General features: G+C 66.8%; 15 protein-coding genes. 8 read left to right on the top strand and 7 right to left on the bottom strand.

Features of this window, described 5'->3' with window-relative positions; translation table 11 throughout:
• The first annotated feature begins 6 nt into the window (after positions 1-6).
• The 4 genes from PDM29_RS20480 to PDM29_RS20465 are packed head-to-tail and all read left to right on the top strand — an operon-like array spanning position 7 to position 5,706.
• Positions 7-843 (top strand): carbohydrate ABC transporter permease, encoded by an 837-nt coding sequence (locus PDM29_RS20480; protein WP_311193848.1) that lies wholly within the window; start codon positions 7-9, stop codon positions 841-843.
• Positions 840-1,676, top strand: coding sequence for a carbohydrate ABC transporter permease (locus PDM29_RS20475; protein ID WP_125361206.1), 837 nt, complete (start codon positions 840-842; stop codon positions 1,674-1,676). Before PDM29_RS20480 ends, PDM29_RS20475 begins: the two co-directional genes overlap by 4 nt.
• A gap of 47 nt (positions 1,677-1,723) precedes the next feature.
• Complete coding sequence (locus PDM29_RS20470; protein ID WP_311193847.1) at positions 1,724-4,858, top strand: discoidin domain-containing protein; 3,135 nt, start codon at positions 1,724-1,726, stop codon at positions 4,856-4,858.
• Complete coding sequence (locus PDM29_RS20465; protein WP_311191855.1) at positions 4,858-5,706, top strand: endonuclease/exonuclease/phosphatase family protein; 849 nt, start codon at positions 4,858-4,860, stop codon at positions 5,704-5,706. The genes PDM29_RS20470 and PDM29_RS20465 overlap by 1 nt, the downstream gene beginning before the upstream one ends.
• A 235-nt stretch (positions 5,707-5,941) precedes the next feature.
• Here the strand turns inward: PDM29_RS20465 and rne are convergent, their stop codons facing one another.
• Positions 5,942-9,118: a ribonuclease E gene (rne, locus tag PDM29_RS20460; protein ID WP_311191854.1), complete on the bottom strand. Its 3,177-nt coding sequence runs from the start codon at positions 9,116-9,118 to the stop codon at positions 5,942-5,944.
• 403 nt (positions 9,119-9,521) lie between these two features.
• Between rne and PDM29_RS20455 the strand changes: the two genes are divergently transcribed.
• Complete coding sequence (locus tag PDM29_RS20455; RefSeq protein ID WP_311191853.1) at positions 9,522-10,499, top strand: RluA family pseudouridine synthase; 978 nt, start codon at positions 9,522-9,524, stop codon at positions 10,497-10,499.
• Positions 10,500-11,020: 521 nt separating this feature from the next.
• On the opposite strand, the gene zupT is transcribed toward PDM29_RS20455, so the two are convergent.
• From zupT to PDM29_RS20440, 3 genes are read right to left on the bottom strand one after another with little or no spacing between them, the layout of a single operon-like run.
• Positions 11,021-11,830, bottom strand: a complete 810-nt coding sequence (gene zupT, locus PDM29_RS20450) for a zinc transporter ZupT (RefSeq protein WP_311191852.1) — start codon at positions 11,828-11,830, stop codon at positions 11,021-11,023.
• A 27-nt stretch (positions 11,831-11,857) separates the two neighbouring features.
• Complete coding sequence (locus PDM29_RS20445; RefSeq protein WP_311193846.1) at positions 11,858-12,241, bottom strand: energy transducer TonB; 384 nt, start codon at positions 12,239-12,241, stop codon at positions 11,858-11,860.
• A 59-nt stretch (positions 12,242-12,300) separates the two neighbouring features.
• Entirely contained in the window at positions 12,301-12,651 is a 351-nt protein-coding gene (locus PDM29_RS20440) for a 4a-hydroxytetrahydrobiopterin dehydratase (protein ID WP_311191851.1), read from the bottom strand.
• A 91-nt stretch (positions 12,652-12,742) separates the two neighbouring features.
• On the opposite strand from PDM29_RS20440, the gene PDM29_RS20435 reads away from it, so the two are divergent.
• On the top strand, positions 12,743-13,342 hold the full coding sequence (locus PDM29_RS20435; RefSeq protein ID WP_311191850.1) for an NfuA family Fe-S biogenesis protein: 600 nt from the start codon (positions 12,743-12,745) through the stop codon (positions 13,340-13,342).
• A gap of 9 nt (positions 13,343-13,351) precedes the next feature.
• Positions 13,352-15,298, top strand: coding sequence for a hypothetical protein (locus tag PDM29_RS20430; protein WP_311191849.1), 1,947 nt, complete (start codon positions 13,352-13,354; stop codon positions 15,296-15,298).
• Between the two features lie 92 nt (positions 15,299-15,390).
• Here the strand turns inward: PDM29_RS20430 and PDM29_RS20425 are convergent, their stop codons facing one another.
• Together PDM29_RS20425 and PDM29_RS20420 are read right to left on the bottom strand one after the other, a co-directional pair.
• On the bottom strand, positions 15,391-15,822 hold the full coding sequence (locus PDM29_RS20425) for a barstar family protein (protein WP_311191848.1): 432 nt from the start codon (positions 15,820-15,822) through the stop codon (positions 15,391-15,393).
• Positions 15,819-16,271 (bottom strand): guanyl-specific ribonuclease, encoded by a 453-nt coding sequence (locus tag PDM29_RS20420; RefSeq protein WP_311191847.1) that lies wholly within the window; start codon positions 16,269-16,271, stop codon positions 15,819-15,821. The genes PDM29_RS20425 and PDM29_RS20420 overlap by 4 nt, the downstream gene beginning before the upstream one ends.
• A 192-nt stretch (positions 16,272-16,463) precedes the next feature.
• Here PDM29_RS20420 and PDM29_RS20415 point away from each other — a divergent pair, with 192 nt between their 5' ends.
• Entirely contained in the window at positions 16,464-17,075 is a 612-nt protein-coding gene (locus PDM29_RS20415) for a superoxide dismutase (protein WP_311191846.1), read from the top strand.
• A 126-nt stretch (positions 17,076-17,201) separates the two neighbouring features.
• On the opposite strand, the gene PDM29_RS20410 is transcribed toward PDM29_RS20415, so the two are convergent.
• On the bottom strand, positions 17,202-17,996 hold the full coding sequence (locus tag PDM29_RS20410; RefSeq protein ID WP_311191845.1) for an endonuclease/exonuclease/phosphatase family protein: 795 nt from the start codon (positions 17,994-17,996) through the stop codon (positions 17,202-17,204).
• Positions 17,997-18,177: the final 181 nt, after the last annotated feature.

The raw sequence follows: 18,177 nt of genomic DNA, 5'->3' as shown, positions 1-18,177 counted from the left end.
CCGGCCATGGTGGTGATCGGCGTGTTCTTCGGCCTGCCGGTCGCCTCGGCGTTGGCGCTGAGCATCACCGACTTTGACCTGTACGCCTTGGCCGATGGAGGCAACCTGCGCTTCGTCGGGCTGGGCAACTACATCGACCTGCTGCAGACCCCGATGTTCTGGAAGTCGTTGTGGAACACCACGTACTTCGTGATCGTCGGCGTGCCGATGTCGATTGCGGTGTCGCTGGGCGCGGCGATGCTGCTCAATGCCCCGGCGGCGCGTTTCAAGGCGCTGTTCCGCACCGCGCTGTTCGCCCCGGTGGTGACCACGCTGGTGGCGGTGGCGGTGATCTGGCGTTACCTGTTCCACACCAGCTACGGGCTGGTGAACTACGGGCTGGGCCACCTCGGCATCGACCCGATTGACTGGCTGGGCGACCCGAACTGGGCCATGCCGACCATCATGCTGTTCGCGGTGTGGAAGAACTTCGGCTACAACATGGTGATCTTCCTGGCCGGCCTGCAGGCGATTCCACATGACCTGTACGAGGCCGCACGCATTGACGGGGCCTCGCGCTGGAAGCAGTTCCTGCACATCACCCTGCCGATGCTGGGGCCGGTGCTGCTGGTGGTCGGCGTGATTACCGTGTCCGGCTACTTCCAGCTGTTCGCCGAGCCCTACGTGATGACCCGTGGCGACCCACTGCAGAGCACCGTGAGCGTGCTGTACTTCATGTTTGAAGAAGGCTTCAAGTGGTGGAACCTCGGCCGTGCATCGGCGGTGGCGTTCCTGCTGTTCCTGATCATCCTGGCCGTCACCACCGTGATGCTGCGTTTCGGCCGCAAGAGGCAGTTGGTATGAGTCGTGAAATCGGCCAGTCGCGCTGGCACGCGTGGTGGGTGAATGGCGGATTGGCAGTGCTGGCCGCCATCAGCCTGGCCCCGCTGCTGTGGATGGTGTCGGTGTCGTTCATGCCGACCGGTGAGGCGGCGCATTTTCCGCCGCCGCTGCTGCCGTCGTCGGTGACCACGAACAACTACCACGAGCTGTTCGCCCGCACCGGCATGGGCAACAACTTCATCAACAGCCTGGGCGTGTCGCTGGCGATCACCCTGGGTTCGCTGCTGCTCAACACCATGGCCGGCTATGCGTTCGCCAAGCTGCGCTTCGTCGGCCGCGAGCGCCTGTTCCAGCTGCTGCTGGCGGCGCTGGTGATTCCGGCGCAGGTGGCGATGCTGCCGCTGTTCCTGCTGATGAAGCAGCTGGGGCTGGTGAACAGCTACGGCGGGGTGGTGGTGCCGGCGCTGGCCAGCGTGTTCGGCATCTTCCTGGTGCGCCAGTACGCGCGCTCGATTCCGGACGAACTGCTGGAAGCCGCCCGCATTGACGGGGCAGGGGAGCTGCGGATCTTCTTCCAGATCGTCCTGCCGATGCTCAAGCCGGTGCTGGTGACCCTGTCGATCTTCACCTTCATGGGGGCCTGGAACGATTTCATGTGGCCGTTGATCGTGTTGACCGACCAGGAGCACTACACTTTGCCGGTTGCCCTGGCCACGCTGTCGCGCGAACACATCATGGACGTGGAAATGATGATGGCCGGCGCGGTGGTCACGGTGGTTCCGGTGCTGGCACTGTTCCTGGTGCTGCAGCGCTATTACATCCAAGGTCTGCTGCTGGGGAGTGTCAAAGGGTGAAACGTGCCGTCGTTGGGGTGGGTCTGGTTCTGGGTGCGGTGGTGTCGATGGCGGCGCTGGCAGCACCTCCGGCGGCTCCGGCCGCGGTCAAGGTGCTGGACAACTTCGACGACATGTCGGCTTGGCGGCTGGTGGTCTCCGACCAGGTCAGCGGTTCGCTGCGCAGCGTGGCCGGCAATGGCGGTGGCCGCGCGCTGTGCCTGGACTACAACTTCCACGAGGTGTCCGGCTATGTCGGCATCCGGCGCGAGCTGCCGATCAACTGGCCGGACAACTACCAGGTGGGCTTCCAGATCCGCGGCGACTCGCCCGGCAACGACCTGCAGGTCAAACTGATCGACGCCAGTGGCGACAACGTCTGGTGGGTGAACCGCCCGGGCTACAGCTTCCCCAAAACCTGGACCGGCGTGCAGTACCGCAAGCGCCAGATCGACAAGGCCTGGGGGCCTTCGGCCGAGACCACGCTTAGCAACAGCAAGTCGGTGGAGTTCACCATTTACAGCAAGGTCGGCGGGCGCGGCACGGTGTGCTTCGACCGGCTGACCCTGCAGCCGCTGCCGCCGGTGGATACCTCGGCACTGACCGCCTCGGTGATCGCCGACACCGCCACCGCGCTGCAGGGCCGGCTGGTGGACGGCAAACCGGACACTGTGTGGATCAGCGGTGGCGTACCCGAACAGACCATCAGCCTGGACCTGCACAAGGTGCGCGAGTTTGGCGGCGCGGTGATCCAGTGGGTGCCGGGCCTGGAGGCCACGCGGTATGTGGTGCGCGCCTCGCAGGACGGCCGCGACTGGAAAACGCTGCGCGAGATCACCGCCGGCGGTGGCGGCGACCGCGACTGGCTGGCGCTGCCGGACACCGAAGCGCGCTACCTGCGCTTCGACCTGCAGGGCGGGCGCAGCTGGCGTTACGGCATCCGTGACATTGCGATCAAGCCGCTGGATTTCGCCGGCACCCCGAATGAGTTCATTGAATCGGTCGGCGCGGATCTGCCGCGCGGGTCGGTGCCGCGTGGCTTCAGCGGCGAACAGCCGTACTGGACCCTGCTGGGTCTGGATGGCGGCAAGGAGCAGGCACTGATCGGTGAAGACGGGGCGCTGGAAGTGGCCAAGGCCAGCTTCAGCGTCGAGCCGTTCGTGGTGGTCGACAAGAAGGTGCTGAGCTGGGCGGATGTGGAATCCAAACAATCGCTGCAGGACGATTACCTGCCGATTGCCAGCGTCGACTGGACGCATCCCAAGGCCGGCCTGAAGGTCACCGGCTTCGTGCAGGGCACGCCGGACAACGCCCAGCTGGTGGGGCGCTACAGCCTGCACAACCCGGACAAGGTGGCGCACGAGTACACCCTGGCCCTGGCCGTGCGGCCGTGGCAGGTGAATCCGCCGCGCCAGTTCCTAAATACCGTGGGCGGCTTCAGTCGGATCGAAACGCTCGACTTCGAACCTTCCCAGGTGGAAGTGAACGGCAAGCCGCGGGTGTTCCCGCTGCAGCCGGCCGATGCCAGCTTTGCCACTGCCTTCGACAGCAAGCTGGAGGTGGCACACCTGGCCAGCGGGAACGTGCCCACCACCACCGAAGTGCGTGATGTCACCGGGCTGGCCAGCGGCGCGCTGCTGTACCGCTGGACGTTGCAGCCGGGCGAGACCCGCGAGGTGGCGCTGGTACTGCCGCAGACCGGCAACTGGAGCACGCCCAAGGGCTTCGACGCCGGCAAGGCGCAGCAGCAGGTGGCCGCGATGTGGCGCACCAAGCTGGACCAGGTGACCCTGCAGGTGCCGGCGGCCGGCAAGCCGCTCGCTGACACGTTGCGCACCGCGCTGGCACACATGTTGATCTCGCGGGTGGGGCCCAGCCTGCAGCCGGGGACGCGCTCGTATTCGCGCAGCTGGATCCGCGATGGCGCGATGATTTCCGAAGGGCTGCTGCGGCTGGGCCGCAGCGATGCGGTGCGCGAATACGTGAACTGGTACGCGCCGTACCAGTTCGAGAACGGCAAGGTGCCGTGCTGCGTGGATGCGCGCGGCAGCGACCCGGTGCCGGAGAACGACAGTCACGGCGAGCTGATCTTCAACATTGCCGAGTACTGGCGTTACACCGGCGACACCACCTTCCTGGAACTGATGTGGCCGCATGTGCAGGGCGCGTACCAGTACATGGAGCAGCTGCGCCTGAGCGAGCGCACCGAGGAAAACCGCGCGCGTAATCCGGCCTTCTACGGCATGATGCCGGTGTCGATCAGCCACGAGGGCTATTCGGCCAAGCCGATGCATTCGTACTGGGACAACTTCTGGGCGCTGCGTGGCTACAAGGATGCGGCCGATATCGCCGCGGCGCTTGGCAAGCTGGAAGCGATGCAGATCAGCGCCTCGCGCGATGAATTCCGCGCCGACCTCGATGCCTCGCTGCGCGCGGCGGTGGCCCAGCACGACATCGATTACCTGCCGGGTTCGGCCGAGCTGGGCGACTTCGACGCCACCTCGACCACGATCGCGCTGGCCCCGGGTGGCGAGCAGGGGCGTCTGCCGCAGCCTTACCTGGACAACACCTTCCAGCGTTACTGGACCCAGTTCGAGCAGCGCCGTGACGGCAAGCGCGAGTGGAAGGACTACACCCCGTACGAGTGGCGCAACGTGGCCGCGTTCGTGCGCCTGGGCTGGCGTGATCGCGCCTGGCAGGCGACTGACTTCTTCTTCAAGGACCGCGCGCCGCAGGCCTGGAACCAGTGGGCCGAAGTGGTCTCGCGCACCCCGCGCAAGCCGTTCTTCGTCGGCGATCTGCCGCATGCGTGGGTGGCCTCGGACTTCGTGCGCTCGGCGCTGGACATGTTCGCCTACAGCCGCGACGTGGACGACAGCCTGGTGCTGGCGGCCGGCGTGCCGACCCGCTGGCTGGAAGGGAAGGGCGTGGCGATCAAGGGCCTGCGCACCCCGCATGGGCAACTGAGCTATGCGCTCAGCCGCACCGACAAGGTGCTGACGCTGCAGGTGCAACCGGGCCTGCTGGCACCGCAGGGCGGGTTGGTGCTGCCGTGGCCGTTCACCGGTGAACCCGGCGAGGCGACCATCAATGGTGAGCCGGCGCAGTGGGTGAACGGTGAGCTGCGTATTCCGCATGTGCCGGCCACGGTGGAAGTGCAGATTCCGGCGGCGGCACGGCGCGCAGAGCGCAAGGCTCCCTAATGCGGCGCGCAGGAGGATGGCTGCCGCAGGCGTGGCTGCTGGGGCTTGCCCTGGCCTGGGCCGGTGCCGCTTCGGCGGCCGAGACGGCTGCGGCCAGCATGAGCGTGGTGACCTTCAACCTGCACCACGACCGCGAAGACTGGCCGGAACGGCGGCGGGTAATCCAGCGCGAACTGGAGCGCCTGCAGCCCGACGTGATCGCGCTGCAGGAGGTGATCCAGAAGCCGCACGTGCGCAACCAGGCTGCGTGGCTGGCGCGCAAGCTGGGCTATGAGTACCTGTTTGTTTCGACCGACCCGCCGGGGCGCTTCAAGCGTTACGGCAATGCGCTGCTGACGCGCCGGCCGGTGCTGGCACGCAATGAGCATCTGCTGGCTCCGTTGCGTGATTACCGCACCGTCGGTCACCTGCGCATCGACGTCGACGGGCAGGCAGTGAATGTGTACGCCACGCACTTGAACGAACGTTCGGATGAGGACGGCAAGCGCATTCGCGGCGAGCAGATCGCCGACCTGCTGGCGTTCGTGGCGCGCACCGATGGCGGCGCGCCGGTGGTGATTGCCGGGGATTTCAATGCGCAGGTGGATGCGGGCGATCTGAGCCCGTTGCGGCAGCGCTATGGCGACAGCTATGGCAGCGTGCATGTGAACAACGAGCTGGCGCAGGTGAGCACCTTGAACCGGCATTACTTCGATGCACCGCGCCGGATCGACCATGTGTTTTTCCAGCAGGATCAGCTGGTGGCGCGTGAGGCCAGGTTGTTGTTCGACGAGCCGTACGCGGAAGGGCGCTGGGCGTCGGACCACTACGGCGTGTGGACGCGGCTGCAGTTCGCGCCGGGGCTGTAATCGCACGCGGCCCGCACCCCGAGGACATGCACGGCGTGTCCCTACAGGTCGCCCGACCAAACAAAACCGTGCGACCCTAAACCCGGGCGACCAAGGATCGTAGTGACACGCCATGCGTGTCAAAGCCATGATCCTGCGCACGTAAGCCAGCCATACGTGTCCGCGCGTTGTCGGAATCTCCACAAACAAACAGCGGCCTTTCGGCCGCTGTTTGTTTTGCCGCGTGGGTCAGGAATCAGGCCTTGTCAGCCTTGTCCTCGTCCACCTTGGCAGCGGCTTCCGCCTGAGCAAGTTCATCGGTCGGGATGTCCTCGCGGGCTTCGGCTACTGCGGCCTGGGCGGCGGCGTCGGTTGCGGCCGGTTCGGCGGCGACCGGAGCAGACACGCGTGGCGTGTCACTACCGGGGTTCGTCGTTGCGTCCACCGAGTCCAGCAGGTTGGCCTGGACCGGGCGAGCGGCTTCGGTCGGCTGCGACGCTTCCACCGGCTTCGGCGTTTCGGCGACGACCGGAGCCTCAACCGGCTTCGGGGCTTCCACAGCGACCGGCGTTTCCACCGGCTTCGGTGCCTCCACCACAACCGGCGCTTCCACCGGCTTCGGCGCTTCGGCCACAACCGGTGCCTGCACCGGGGCCGGGCTTTCCACGAACGGCACCGGGTCGTTGTACGACGGCGCGGCATCTGCCTTGGTCTCGGCGTGACCGGCGGTCACCACCGGGCTGCTGACCACAGCGTGCGGGGCAGCAGCGGCAACCGCTGCCACCGGTGCCGCCGGGCGCGGAGCCTGGGCAGCCGGAGCCGGAGCTGCGGCCGGAGCGCTGCCCGGTTCGTCATCGAAGTCGAACTCCGGCTGCGACTGACCGTTGCCGGCGGCGCGGGGTGCTGCTTCCGGAGCCGAATCCTGCACGCCGTCCTGGTCACCGTCCTGGTCGTCGTCACCGTCGTCCAGCCCGTTGTCATCCAGCTGGCCTTCGGCACCGGCAGCCTGCTCGCCATTGCCACGACGACGACGGCGACCACCGCGACGGCCACGACGACGGCGCGATGCGCCTTCGCCAGTGCCTTCCTCGGTCGAGGCCGGGGCATCGCCCTGCGCAGCGCCTTCCACCACGGTGGTCGCGGTGTCTTCCGCGGCCGGGGTCGGGACCGGAGCCGGGGTGGTCGGGGCGGGCACGGTGGAAGCCGGGGTCGTAGCAGCGGCAGTCGCGACAGCGGCGGCCGACAACACCGCTGCATCCGCCACCGGCGTGCCGATGTTGGCCGGCTTCGGCGCTTCGGCCTGCGGCTGACGGGCCGGCTTGTCAGCGTCGTTCTGCTGCGGCTTCTGGCCGTTCTGGTTCTGCTTCTGCGGCTGCTTCAGCTTCGGCTGTTGCTGCTGCGGCTGCTGTTCGTTGCGCGGCTTTGGCTGCTGCTCATTGCGCGGCTTGCCCTGGCCCTGCTGGGCCTGGCCGGCGTTGGCATTGGCCGCCTGGTCCTGACGACGGTCGTCGCGACGCTCGCCCTTGCCGCTACGGTCGCCGCGCTCATCGCGACGGTCCTTGTTGCGACCCTGGCCCTGGGCCTGGCCGTTGCCACCGCGTTCGTCGCGGCGACGGTCCTTGCCGTTGCGGTCCTTGTTGCGACCGTTACGGTTGCCGTCCTGGGCCGGGCGTGCCGGTGCAGCCGGAGCGGCGGCCGGAGCCGGTTCACCACCAAAGATGCGCTTGAACCAGCCAACCACGCCGCCGGTGGCCGGCGCGGCCACGGGTGCCGGGGCGGCCGGAGCCGGAGCCGGCGTGGCTTCCACTTCGGCCACTTCGCGGACCGGAGCCGGGGCGCTGTGTTTGACGTTGGTCACGGCCGGGGCGGCCGGGATGTTCAGCTGGGCCTTGGTCAGCGCATGCACCGGCAGCTTGCGCGGGGTACCGCGCTGGTAGCTGGGCTTGCCGCTTTCTTCGCCCAGCTCGTTTTCACGCAGGCGGGTCACTTCGTAATGCGGGGTGTGCAACTGCTCGTCGGCGACGATCACGATGGGCGCATCGTGGCGCTGCTCGATTTCACGCAGCGCGCTGCGCTTCTCGTTGAGCAGGTAGTTGGCGATCTCCACCGGGGCCTGGACCAGCACCTGCCCGGTGTTTTCCTTCATGGCGTGTTCTTCGGCCACGCGGATGATCGACAGCGACAGCGACTCCACGCTGCGCATACGGCCATGGCCGTCACAGCGCGGGCAGATGATCTGGCTGGATTCGCCCAGGCTCGGGCGCAGGCGCTGGCGGCTCATTTCCATCAGGCCGAAGCGCGAGATGCGGCCCAGCTGAACGCGCGCGCGGTCGTACTTGAGCGCGTTCTGCAGGCGGTTTTCCACTTCGCGCTGGTGCTTGTTCGACGACATGTCGATGAAGTCGATCACCACCAGGCCGCCCAGGTCGCGCAGGCGCAGCTGGCGGGCGACTTCCTCGGCCGCTTCCAGGTTGGTCTGGAAGGCGGTGTCTTCGATGTCGCTGCCCTTGGTGGCGCGCGAGGAGTTGACGTCGATGGCGGTCAGCGCTTCGGTCTGGTCGACCACGATCGAGCCGCCGGACGGCAGGCGGACATTGCGTTCATACGCGCCTTCGATCTGCGATTCGATCTGGAAGCGGTTGAACAGCGGGATGTCGTCCTTGTAATGCTTGAGCTTGCGCAGGGTCTGCGGCATCACCTGCTGCATGAATTCGCGCGCGGTTTCGTACAGCTCTTCGGTATCGACCAGGATCTCGCCGACATCGGCGCGCAGGTAGTCACGCAGGGCGCGCACGATCAGGCGCGATTCCTGGTAGATCAGGAACGGTGCTGGCTTGGTCAGCGCCGCTTCGGCGATGGCCTTCCAAACCTGCAGCAGGTAGTCCAGGTCCCACTGCAGCTCTTCGGCATCACGGCCGACACCGGCGGTGCGGATGATCACGCCCATGTCGTCGGGGATGTTCAGCTTGTCCAGCGCGTCCTTCAGCGCGGCGCGGTCTTCGCCCTCGATGCGACGCGACACGCCACCGGCGGTGGGCGAGTTCGGCATCAGCACCATGTAGCGGCCGGCCAGCGAGATGAACGTGGTCAGGGCAGCGCCCTTGTTGCCACGCTCTTCCTTGTCCACCTGGACAACGACTTCCTGGCCTTCGCGCAGCAGTTCGCGGATGGTCGCCTTGTTGTGGTCGACCCCGGCCTGGAAGTAATCGCGGGAGATTTCCTTCAGCGGCAGGAAGCCGTGACGGTCGCCGCCGTATTCAACAAACGCTGCTTCCAGCGAGGGCTCCAGGCGGGTGATGCGGCCCTTGTAGATGTTCGACTTCTTCTGTTCCTTGGACGGCTGTTCGATGTCGATGTCGTACAGCGTCTGGCCATCCACGATGGCTACCCGCAGCTCTTCAGCCTGCGTGGCATTGATCAGCATTCGCTTCATTGTTGCGTTCCTCGCGCGCTGCTACCGCGCGGAACGCCATGGGGTTTCGCTTCTGGTCACGCTTGCTCGCCCATCGCGCATGCGCGGGGAGGGCGGCTTGGGCTTCCAGCGCTTCAACACCACGGCAGGCCGCGGGAGCGCTACATTTTTATGGTTTGGGTGTTGCGGGCCGGAGGCAGCTGTCAGCCAGGCTGGAGCGCCACAGGGTCATTTTTTCAGCGCAGACGCTTGTCAGGCATCCGGCGATGGCCGGGACCGCCGGTGAGCCGCTAACATGGCCGCCCCGGGGGCGGTGGCTGCGCACTGTGCCGGAATCGAAGGAAGCCGGGCTTCTGGCCCAGAACAACTTCCAACGAAATCAATCCCTTATCTCGCCCGCCGAGTGTAACAGAATAAAAGGCCAATGACCGTCTCCGAGCCGTCCCCCAAGTCCGCTGACACCAAGACCAGCGTGCGCATGATCACAGTTCCGGCCGACCGTGCCGGGCAACGCCTGGACAACTTCCTGCTGGGCCAGCTGAAAGGCGCTCCGCGCAGCCTGGTGTACAAGCTGGTGCGCAGCGGCCAGGTCCGTGTGAACGGCGGCCGCGCCAAGGCCGAGCGCAAGCTGGAGGCAGGCGACGAGGTGCGGGTGCCGCCGGTCCGTCTCACCGAGGAGGGAGACAAGGCCGCTCCGCCGGACGCGTTCATGAAGCGGCTGGAGGCGGCCATCGTCTTCGAGGACGACCGTCTGCTGGCGCTGAACAAGCCGTCCGGGGTGGCGAGCCATGGTGGCAGCGGAATCAGTTTCGGGGCCATCGAGACCCTGCGCGCCCTGCGCCCGGGCAAGACCCTGGAGCTGGTGCACCGTCTGGACCGGGACACCTCGGGTCTGCTGATCGTGGCCAAGAAGCGTTCGGCGTTGAGCGAGCTGCAGGCGCTGCTGCGTGAAGACCACGGCGCGGGCATCCGCAAGCGCTACCTGACCCTGCTGGTGGGCCGCATGCCGGACGGCACGATGACGGTGGACGCGCCGCTGCACGTGGGCCTGCGCCAGGGCGGCGAGCGCCACGTGCAGGTGAACGCGATCGGCAAGGAGTCGATCAGCCACTTCAAGGTGCTGGAGCGCCGGGGCGGGCATTCCTACTGCGAGGTCCGGATCGAAACCGGCCGCACCCACCAGATCCGCGTACACGCCCAGCATCTCGGCCACCCTGTGGCCGGTGACGACAAATACGGCGAACCGGACGTCAACAAGCGTCTTCGTGAGCAGATCGGCCTGAAACGCCTGTTCCTGCACGCCGCCTCGCTGGAGTTCGCCCTGGACAACGGCAAGACCCCCTACGTCCTCAACGCCCCACTGGCCGAAGAACTGGCCGAAGCCCTGAACCGCCTGGGCTGATCCTAAGCGCTTGATTCGCACCGCTGCGATTGCACGCGCTCCGTGACGCCGGGCTCTGCCCGGCTGCTGTTGGATCTGTGCGAAAAGCCGGTGGTCATCGGTTCACTGGTTTGGCGGCTCGGAATGGGCGTTGCGGGGGACGCTGCAAGTACGTCCCTGTAAGCTCGATCGCCGCATCCATGCGGCTCACGCCCCCTCCAGCCCACCCCGAACCGCCATCGACAGTGGGTCGGTGGCCATCAAAAATCAAAAGCATGTGGGCCCGGTAGCGTCGGCCGAAAGACGACGGCCGTGAAACCTCCAACATCCGGCAACGCATGACCTCGAATCGAGACCGCCGTTGATTTGGCATTTTCCATGGCCACCGGCCAACCCTCTGGGGCGTCTCGGGATGGGTTTGCGGGGCGCCAAGCCTGGGGACCGATAACCACCGGCTGTTCGTCCAAATCCAACAGCAGCCGGGCGTCGCCCGGCGTCACGCAGCGTGTGCAATCAAATAGACGCGGAGAACCGAACCGCCATCACCACTTGAACAGCACCAGGCTGATCGCCAGGCTGCCCATGCCGGCCACCAGGCCGTACACGGTTTCGTGACCCTTGGCGTAGCGCTTGGCCGCCGGCAGCAGTTCATCCAGCGCCAGGAACACCATCACGCCTGAAATCAGCCCGAACACCCAGCCAAAGGTGGCATGGGTCAGCACGCTCGACAGGGCGGCATAGCCGATGATCGCGCCCACCGGTTCGGCCAGGCCCGAGGCCAGGCTGGCCAGGAACGCATACCCCTTGTTCTGGGTGGCGAAGTACACCGGCACCGCAATCGCGATGCCTTCGGGAATGTTGTGGATCGCAATCGCGAACGCCAGCGGCATGCCCACCGAGGGGCTTTCCAGGGTGGCAAAGAACGTGGCCAGCCCTTCCGGGAAGTTGTGCGCGGTGATCGCCACTGCGGTCAACAGACCCACGCGCTTGATGTAGGCGCGGTTGTTGTCGCGGTACATCGGGTCCTGCTTGTCCAGGCTGTCGTGCGGATTGGGAATCAGATGATCGATCAGCACGATCAGCAGCACCCCGCCGAGGAACGCTGCCGTGCCGTAAGCGAAGCCCAGCCGTGCGTCATAAGCAAGGGTGAACGAGTCGATCGCCTTGTTGAGAATCTCGGTCAGCGACACGAACACCATCGCGCCGCCGGCGAAGGCCAGCCCGAACGCCAGCAGGCGCGGGTTGGGGCGGCGCGAGAACAGCACCATCAGGCTGCCCAGGCCGGTGGCCAGGCCCGCAGCCAAGGTGACCAGCAGGGCGACGATTACGTTTTCAGCGGAAAAATCAGGCATGCAGCGAAGCGTCCTTGTTACGTCCCATCAACCGCCGCGGCGCAGCCGTTCCTCAATCGCAAAACACTCATCCGGCTTCGGCTGCGGTGGGTTGAAGGTCACCGGCACCTGGATCGTGCTCGACACCGGCTGGCCGGCCCGGGTGGCCGCCTTGAACTGCCAGCCCAGCACCGCAGTACGTGCCTGCTCATCGAGCGTGCCATTACCGCTGCTGGTCGCCAGCGCCACGTCGCTGGGCTTGCCATCGGTGCCGATGACCACCTTCAACGTGCTGGTACCACCCACGCCCTGGCAGGCCAGTTCGATCGGGTACTGCGGCGGCGGGGTCTTCACTGCCGCCACCTCCGTCGGAGCCGCCACCGGAGCCGCCGGCTCCGAAGACCCCGAGCATCCCGCCAATGCCACCACCATGCCCGCAACCGCAGCCCGTAGAGCCACGCCCTGCGTGGCTGCCTTGATCATTCCAGTCATCACGATTGTCCCTCGATAAGCGCCGAAGCCTTGGCTGCACAGATGAAGTCGTTTTCGCTCAAGCCGCCCACATCATGGGTGGAGAAACGCACCACCGCCCGGTCGTAGTGCACCCCTAGGTCTGGATGATGGTCCTCAGCATGGGCCACATAGGCCAGCGCGTTCACGAAGGCCATGGTCCGGTAGTAGTTCTTGAAGGTAAACGTGCGGGTCAGCGCCTGGCCCTGTTCGGCCAGCTCCCAGCCGGGAATCTGCGGCAGCAGCTCGGCGATGCGGGCCTGACCCAGCTTGTGGTCACTGCCCCGGCGCGGCACGCAGCGGGCCTGGGCCAGGGGAATGAGGTCGGTCATGGAATCCTCCACCATCTGTATGCCTGAACAATGCGCCGGACAGTGTATAAACCGAATGAGCGCATAACATGTAAGCCGCTAGAATAGCCGCATGATCCAGATCTCCGACACTGCCCAGACCTATTTCCGCAAACTCATCGAGCGCGAAGCCGTGCCCGGCATGGGCGTGCGCCTCAGCGCCGTCGATGCCGGCACCCCGCGCGCCGACGCGCGTCTGGAGTTCGCCGAACCGGCCGACCTGCTCGGCGACGAATGGGCGGTGGACTGCGACGGTTTCACCCTGTATGTCGCCTCGGACAGCGTCGGCTGGCTGGACGGCGCGGAAATCGACTTCGTCAACAACAGCGCCGGCAGCCAGCAGCTCACCATCAAGGCTCCGAAGATCAAGGGCGAAGCCCCGGCCGATTCGGCCTCGCTGGTCGAGCGCGTGCACTGGGTGGTGGAAAACGAAGTGAACCCGCAGCTGGCCTCGCACGGTGGCCGCGTGGCGGTGCAGGAAGTCTCGGCCGACGGCGTGGTGCTGCTGCGCTTCGGCGGCGGCTGCCAGGGCTGTGGCATGGCCGATGTGACCTTGAAGCAGGGCATCGAGAAAACGCTGATGGGCCGCGTGCCCGGGATCACCGCCGTGCGTGACGCGACCGACCACGACAGCGGTCACGCCCCGTATATTCCCCGCGGTACGGCAGCCTGATTCCGCTGCGTGCCTCTGCGCCGGGCTGACGACATTCTCGCTTGGCTGCTGGCACGCCAGCCGGACAAGCGCATTGTGGAAAAGACCACGGGCCTGCCGTACGGCTGGGGCCTGTGGCTGCGCGCGCTGAATCCGCTGCCTTACTCGGCGCGTGCCGCCGAGATGGTCGCGCAGCTGATGAAGCGTCCGTTGCCCGGTCCGCCGGGGCGGCTGCCCGCGTTGAGCTTCCCGCAGGCATTGCGCCAGCTGGCGTGGCAGACCTGGGACCCGGCCCCGCGCGACCAGCGCTGGATGCGCTGGACCTCGGCGGCGATCAGTGTGCTGCTGCACGTGATGTTTGCGCTGCTGCTGGTGTGGGTGGCGGTGATCCGCCCGCCGGTCGAGCCGGAGCAGGGCGGGGATGGCGGGCGCATGCGGGTGGACTTCATCGGGCAGGGCACGCCGGCAGAGCAGGGTGGCGGGCAACCTGGCGATTCGGCGGCAGCACAGCCGGGCAACGCTGGGGCGGCGCAACCGAACACTGCGGCCGCTGCGCGCCCGACCAACGCGGTGTCTGACCGCTCGAATGTAGAGCGGGGCTCTGCCCCGCTGAGCGAAGCCAGCCAACCCCAGCCCGCCGATACGCCGAGCGAGCCCGTTCCCCCGCCGCCGCCGCCGACCCCGGTCGCCGCAACCCCACCACCCGAACCCACCCCCGCGCCCGAACCGCAGCCGACGCCCCCCACGCCGGCACCCGCAGTGGAACAACCGATCCAGGCCACCGACGTGGCCGAGGCCACCACGGATTTCGTGGTGCCGCCCACCACTGTGCCACGCACGGAAATCCGGGTCGTCCCACGCGAAGCTCCGCAGGTCACGGTGCGTCAACGCACCGTCACCACGGTGGAAGCGCCGCAGGTCACACCGGCTACACCGCAACTGCGTCCGATCGAACCGCAGCTGCGTCCGCGTGAGATCACCGTGCGCGAGCGCGAAGTCACCGTGGTGACCGCGCCGACGCCCGCCATCCCAGTTACTACGCCGCGTGTGGAAGTGACCCTGCCGCAACGCGAGGTGCAGGTGCGCGAGCGCGAAGTGCCGTCCGTGCCGGTGGTGGATGTGACCATTCCGCAGCTGCCGTCGCGCGAGGTCAGCGTGCGGCTGCCGACACGCAGCCCGGAAGTGGCAGTGCGTGAACGCACCATTCCCAACGCGCCGCCCCGTCCCTCGCCGGAAACGGCCGCCACTGCGTCTGCGACTCCAACACCGGCACCCGCATCCGCGCCTTCAACGACGCCGACACCCGCTGTTGTAGAGCGGGGCTCTGCCCCGCTGACGTCCGCGCCGTCGCCGTCGGCCAGCCGGGCAGAGCCCGGCTCTACGTCCACGTCGCCCGCGCGCAGCGCCGCGTCAGCGACCCCGTCGCCTTCGTCCACGCCCGCCGCACGCCCGGCCCCCAACCCGGGCGACTGGTCAACGCCAGCACGCGGCGATGACTGGGGCGCAGCCTCGCGCAACGCGCCAGGCAGCACCGCCCAGGCCAACCAGGGTACCGGTCGCACCGGTGATGGGCTGTTCAACGCCGACGGCAGCGTGCGCGTGCCGAACCAGGACGGCAGCGGCAACAGCGAGCGTGGCGCCCCCGGCGGCGAGAACGATGGCTGGAGCCGCGAGCGCATCGCCCAGTCCGGCACCTGGCTCAAACGGCCGCCGTATGACTACACCCCGACCTCGTTCGACAAGTACTGGGCCCCGAATGAGTCGCTGCTGGCCGAGTGGGTGCGCAGGGGCATCAAGTCCATGGAGATTCCGATTCCCGGGACCAGTTCAAAGATTTCCTGCGTGATTTCGGTGCTGCAGTTCGGCGGCGGCTGTGGCCTGACCGACCCGAACATGCAGGACCAGCCGGCGGTGGCAAGGCCGCCGCCGGATATCCCGTTCAAAAAAGAGCTGCAGGAAGACAACGGCTCCCGCTGACGCGGGAACCGTTGTCCACGCCTTCCACCTGATCCCCTCGCGTTTGGCGCGCCTGACACGGGTAGGCCACGACCGTTGGTCGTGGCGCGGAATCAATCCGCCGCCGGCACATCCTTCAACGCCACGAACGCCCAGAACGGCACATCCTGCTGCGCCCAGCTCTGGCTGGCCTCATCCAGCAGATCCAGCAGCGTCTCGAAATCAGCCGCACCCCCCTCGCGCAATCCATCGGCATCACTCAGAAACAGCGCATACCCACCCGGTGATTTCAGCCAGCCCAGGTCGCGCAGGTTGTCCGATAGCGCATCCCAGTTGCCCCCGGTCCCCTGCGGGAAATCCAGCTGTGCACCAAGACGGGCCAGCAAGGTGCGCTTGTCGCCGCAGCCGTCCAGATCCACCCGCAGCACTTTCAGTCCGGCGTCGCGCATCGCCGCAGACAAGGGGCCGACATCGTCGTTGCCAATGGCGTACACGCCAGCATTGTTGAGGTCATGCAACCCCAGGTCGAACGGATCATGGGTCATTGCCAGCTCCCGGCCGGGGGGACGTCAAAACTGCGGAAGGTTTCATAGTGATCATCGGTGTAGAACCAGCCGGTGGGCGGGTTGCCACCGGTCACAATGCGGCGCGCGCCCCGGTTTGAAGCGCCGGGCGTCTCCACGGTGAACTCACGGTAGTAGCCACGCGGCCGCTCGGGCAGGCGCTGTTCGCGGTTGCCGAACACACTGCCATCCTGACGGTGCGGGTAGGGGCCGCCACGCTGGATGAGGGCGATGGTCTGGCGCGCCTCGGGCGGCAGAAACGACGGCAGCGGATCGCGGGCCGCCGTAGACGGTGTCGGGTCAGCCGCGGTTGCGCCGCCGGTCAGCGACGGGGCGAACTGCGGCGGCGGTGGCCGCTGTGATTCCTTGATGGCGAACAGACCGCCGACAAGCAACACGATGGCAACCAGCAGAAGAAGAGGCTTGCGCATGGACAGAGGGGCAGGGGGAAAACCGGGGCTACTGTAACGCGTGGCGTGAGGGTCTCATCACCGCTGCATAACATGCGCGCCACCTGGAACTCAGATTTGTTTACGCAGGGCTTGGTAAGCTGGGTGACCATCCCCATCATCGTCACGCAACGCCCGGGTTCCACCGGGTGAGTGAGCTACCAGGAGAACCACATGGCCTACACCCTCCCCAAGCTGTCCTACGCCTACGACGCGCTTGAACCGCATATCGATGCGGCGACGATGGAAATCCATCACACCAAGCATCACCAGACCTACATCAACAACGTCAATGCAGCGCTGGAAGGCACCGAATACGCCGACCTGCCGGTGGAAGAGCTGGTCAAGAAGCTCAAGTCGCTGCCGGAAAACCTGCAGGGTCCGGTGCGCAACAACGGCGGCGGCCACGCCAACCACTCGCTGTTCTGGACCGTGATGGCCCCGAACGCAGGTGGCAACCCGGTCGGCGACGTGGCCAAGGCCATCGACGCCCAGCTGGGCGGCTTCGACGCCTTCAAGGATGCTTTCACCAAGGCTGCGCTGACCCGCTTCGGCAGCGGCTGGGCGTGGCTGAGCGTCACCCCGGACAAGAAGGTCGTGGTCGAAAGCAGCGGCAACCAGGACAGCCCGCTGATGGAAGGCAACACGCCCATCCTCGGCCTGGACGTGTGGGAGCACGCCTACTACCTGAAGTACCAGAACCGTCGTCCGGAATACATCGGTGCGTTCTTCAACGTGATCGACTGGAACGAAGTGGAGCGCCGCTACCAGGAAGCGATCGCCTGATCGCAGGGTACGTGTGACGCCAGACGGCCGGGCATTGCCCGGCCGTTTTTGTTTCGTGCGTAGAGACGGGCCATGCCCGTCTGCGCGGGGTGTCGGCATCCACGTGCGGACGGGCATGGCCTGTCCCTACAGGGTGCCGTCCTGCAACTGCAACGTGGCCATCACGCCCAGCCGAACCGCCGGGCCCTCCGCTTCATCAGCCGGCAGCAGCTTCACCGCCTCCAGGCTCACCCCGCTGAAATGCTTCACCTGGAACAGCACATCCAGCCCATGCGCACGCGTCGCGCTGCCCGCGACCGACGGCGGCTCGACCCGCTCACCCGGATTCTTCCGTGCTGGCTGGAACCCGGGCGAACTGCTCACCAGCTCGTCCGTGCTGGCGGCAAATGCCCCGGCAATCAGCGAGGGCAGGCCATCGGCGGTGGCCCCGATCCAGGTCATCAGGTCGCTGGTCTGGTGGCGGCGGATGGCCGCTTCGTCCGGCTCCGGCCACAGCCGGGCTACATAGACGTTGATCAGGTCCTCGCCCTGCTTGACCCGCAGCATCCCCGCCGCGCTGTAGCGCCCTGGCGGGTGCAGCAGGGTCACCCCGTCTTCGACCACTTCCAGCCGGCTGAGCATGGCGCTGCCCTGGCGCAGAGGCTGGCTCGGCGGGTCGGCGGTGACGAAATCGCAGCTGTAACGCAGGCGTACCGCCAGCCAGCAGGCGCGGTTGTTGCGACTCTTGTCCTGCGCCACCCGCTGCACGGTGATCACATCCGGCTGTAACGATTCCAGCAGCTGCAGCACCTGCTCGCGGCGTTGCTGCCACTGGCTGTCGTCCTGCTCGGGAAGCTCCAGCGTGGCCACCTTCAGCAGGCGCGGCGCAGCCTCGCCCTGACGGGCATGGGCCAGGGCGGTCGGGGCAACCAGCAGCAGCATCAGGAGCCAGCAGGGCCAGCGTCCCGGTCCAAGCGAGGGGAGGGGGGGCATAACGATAAGTTTACGCTTATGCCGTGGAGGTGCCGTGACCTCGGGCGGCCTGCCATGGAAAGGGCCGCCTGTCACGTCCGGCCGCAACGTGCGCCACCGGGGTCCTTCCGGTACCCTTTCACCCTTTATA

It is taken from the genome of Stenotrophomonas oahuensis, from assembly GCF_031834595.1.
Lineage (GTDB): Bacteria > Pseudomonadota > Gammaproteobacteria > Xanthomonadales > Xanthomonadaceae > Stenotrophomonas > Stenotrophomonas oahuensis.
The sequence above is the reverse complement of the archived record's forward strand: the minus strand, read 5'-3'. Positions and strand labels throughout refer to the sequence as shown.

Bases quoted from the DNA above. Each gene is read 5' to 3' on its own strand.
- PDM29_RS20480 (WP_311193848.1), top strand. From the start codon at position 7: ATGGTGGTGATCGGCGTGTTCTTCGGCCTGCCGGTCGCCTCGGCGTTG.
- PDM29_RS20475 (WP_125361206.1), top strand. From the start codon at position 840: ATGAGTCGTGAAATCGGCCAGTCGCGCTGGCACGCGTGGTGGGTGAAT.
- PDM29_RS20470 (WP_311193847.1), top strand. From the start codon at position 1,724: ATGGCGGCGCTGGCAGCACCTCCGGCGGCTCCGGCCGCGGTCAAGGTG.
- PDM29_RS20465 (WP_311191855.1), top strand. From the start codon at position 4,858: ATGCGGCGCGCAGGAGGATGGCTGCCGCAGGCGTGGCTGCTGGGGCTT.
- rne (WP_311191854.1), bottom strand. From the start codon at position 9,118: ATGAAGCGAATGCTGATCAATGCCACGCAGGCTGAAGAGCTGCGGGTA.
- PDM29_RS20455 (WP_311191853.1), top strand. From the start codon at position 9,522: ATGACCGTCTCCGAGCCGTCCCCCAAGTCCGCTGACACCAAGACCAGC.
- zupT (WP_311191852.1), bottom strand. From the start codon at position 11,830: ATGCCTGATTTTTCCGCTGAAAACGTAATCGTCGCCCTGCTGGTCACC.
- PDM29_RS20445 (WP_311193846.1), bottom strand. From the start codon at position 12,241: ATGGTGGTGGCATTGGCGGGATGCTCGGGGTCTTCGGAGCCGGCGGCT.
- PDM29_RS20440 (WP_311191851.1), bottom strand. From the start codon at position 12,651: ATGACCGACCTCATTCCCCTGGCCCAGGCCCGCTGCGTGCCGCGCCGG.
- PDM29_RS20435 (WP_311191850.1), top strand. From the start codon at position 12,743: ATGATCCAGATCTCCGACACTGCCCAGACCTATTTCCGCAAACTCATC.
- PDM29_RS20425 (WP_311191848.1), bottom strand. From the start codon at position 15,822: ATGACCCATGATCCGTTCGACCTGGGGTTGCATGACCTCAACAATGCT.
- PDM29_RS20420 (WP_311191847.1), bottom strand. From the start codon at position 16,271: ATGCGCAAGCCTCTTCTTCTGCTGGTTGCCATCGTGTTGCTTGTCGGC.
- PDM29_RS20415 (WP_311191846.1), top strand. From the start codon at position 16,464: ATGGCCTACACCCTCCCCAAGCTGTCCTACGCCTACGACGCGCTTGAA.
- PDM29_RS20410 (WP_311191845.1), bottom strand. From the start codon at position 17,996: ATGCTGCTGCTGGTTGCCCCGACCGCCCTGGCCCATGCCCGTCAGGGC.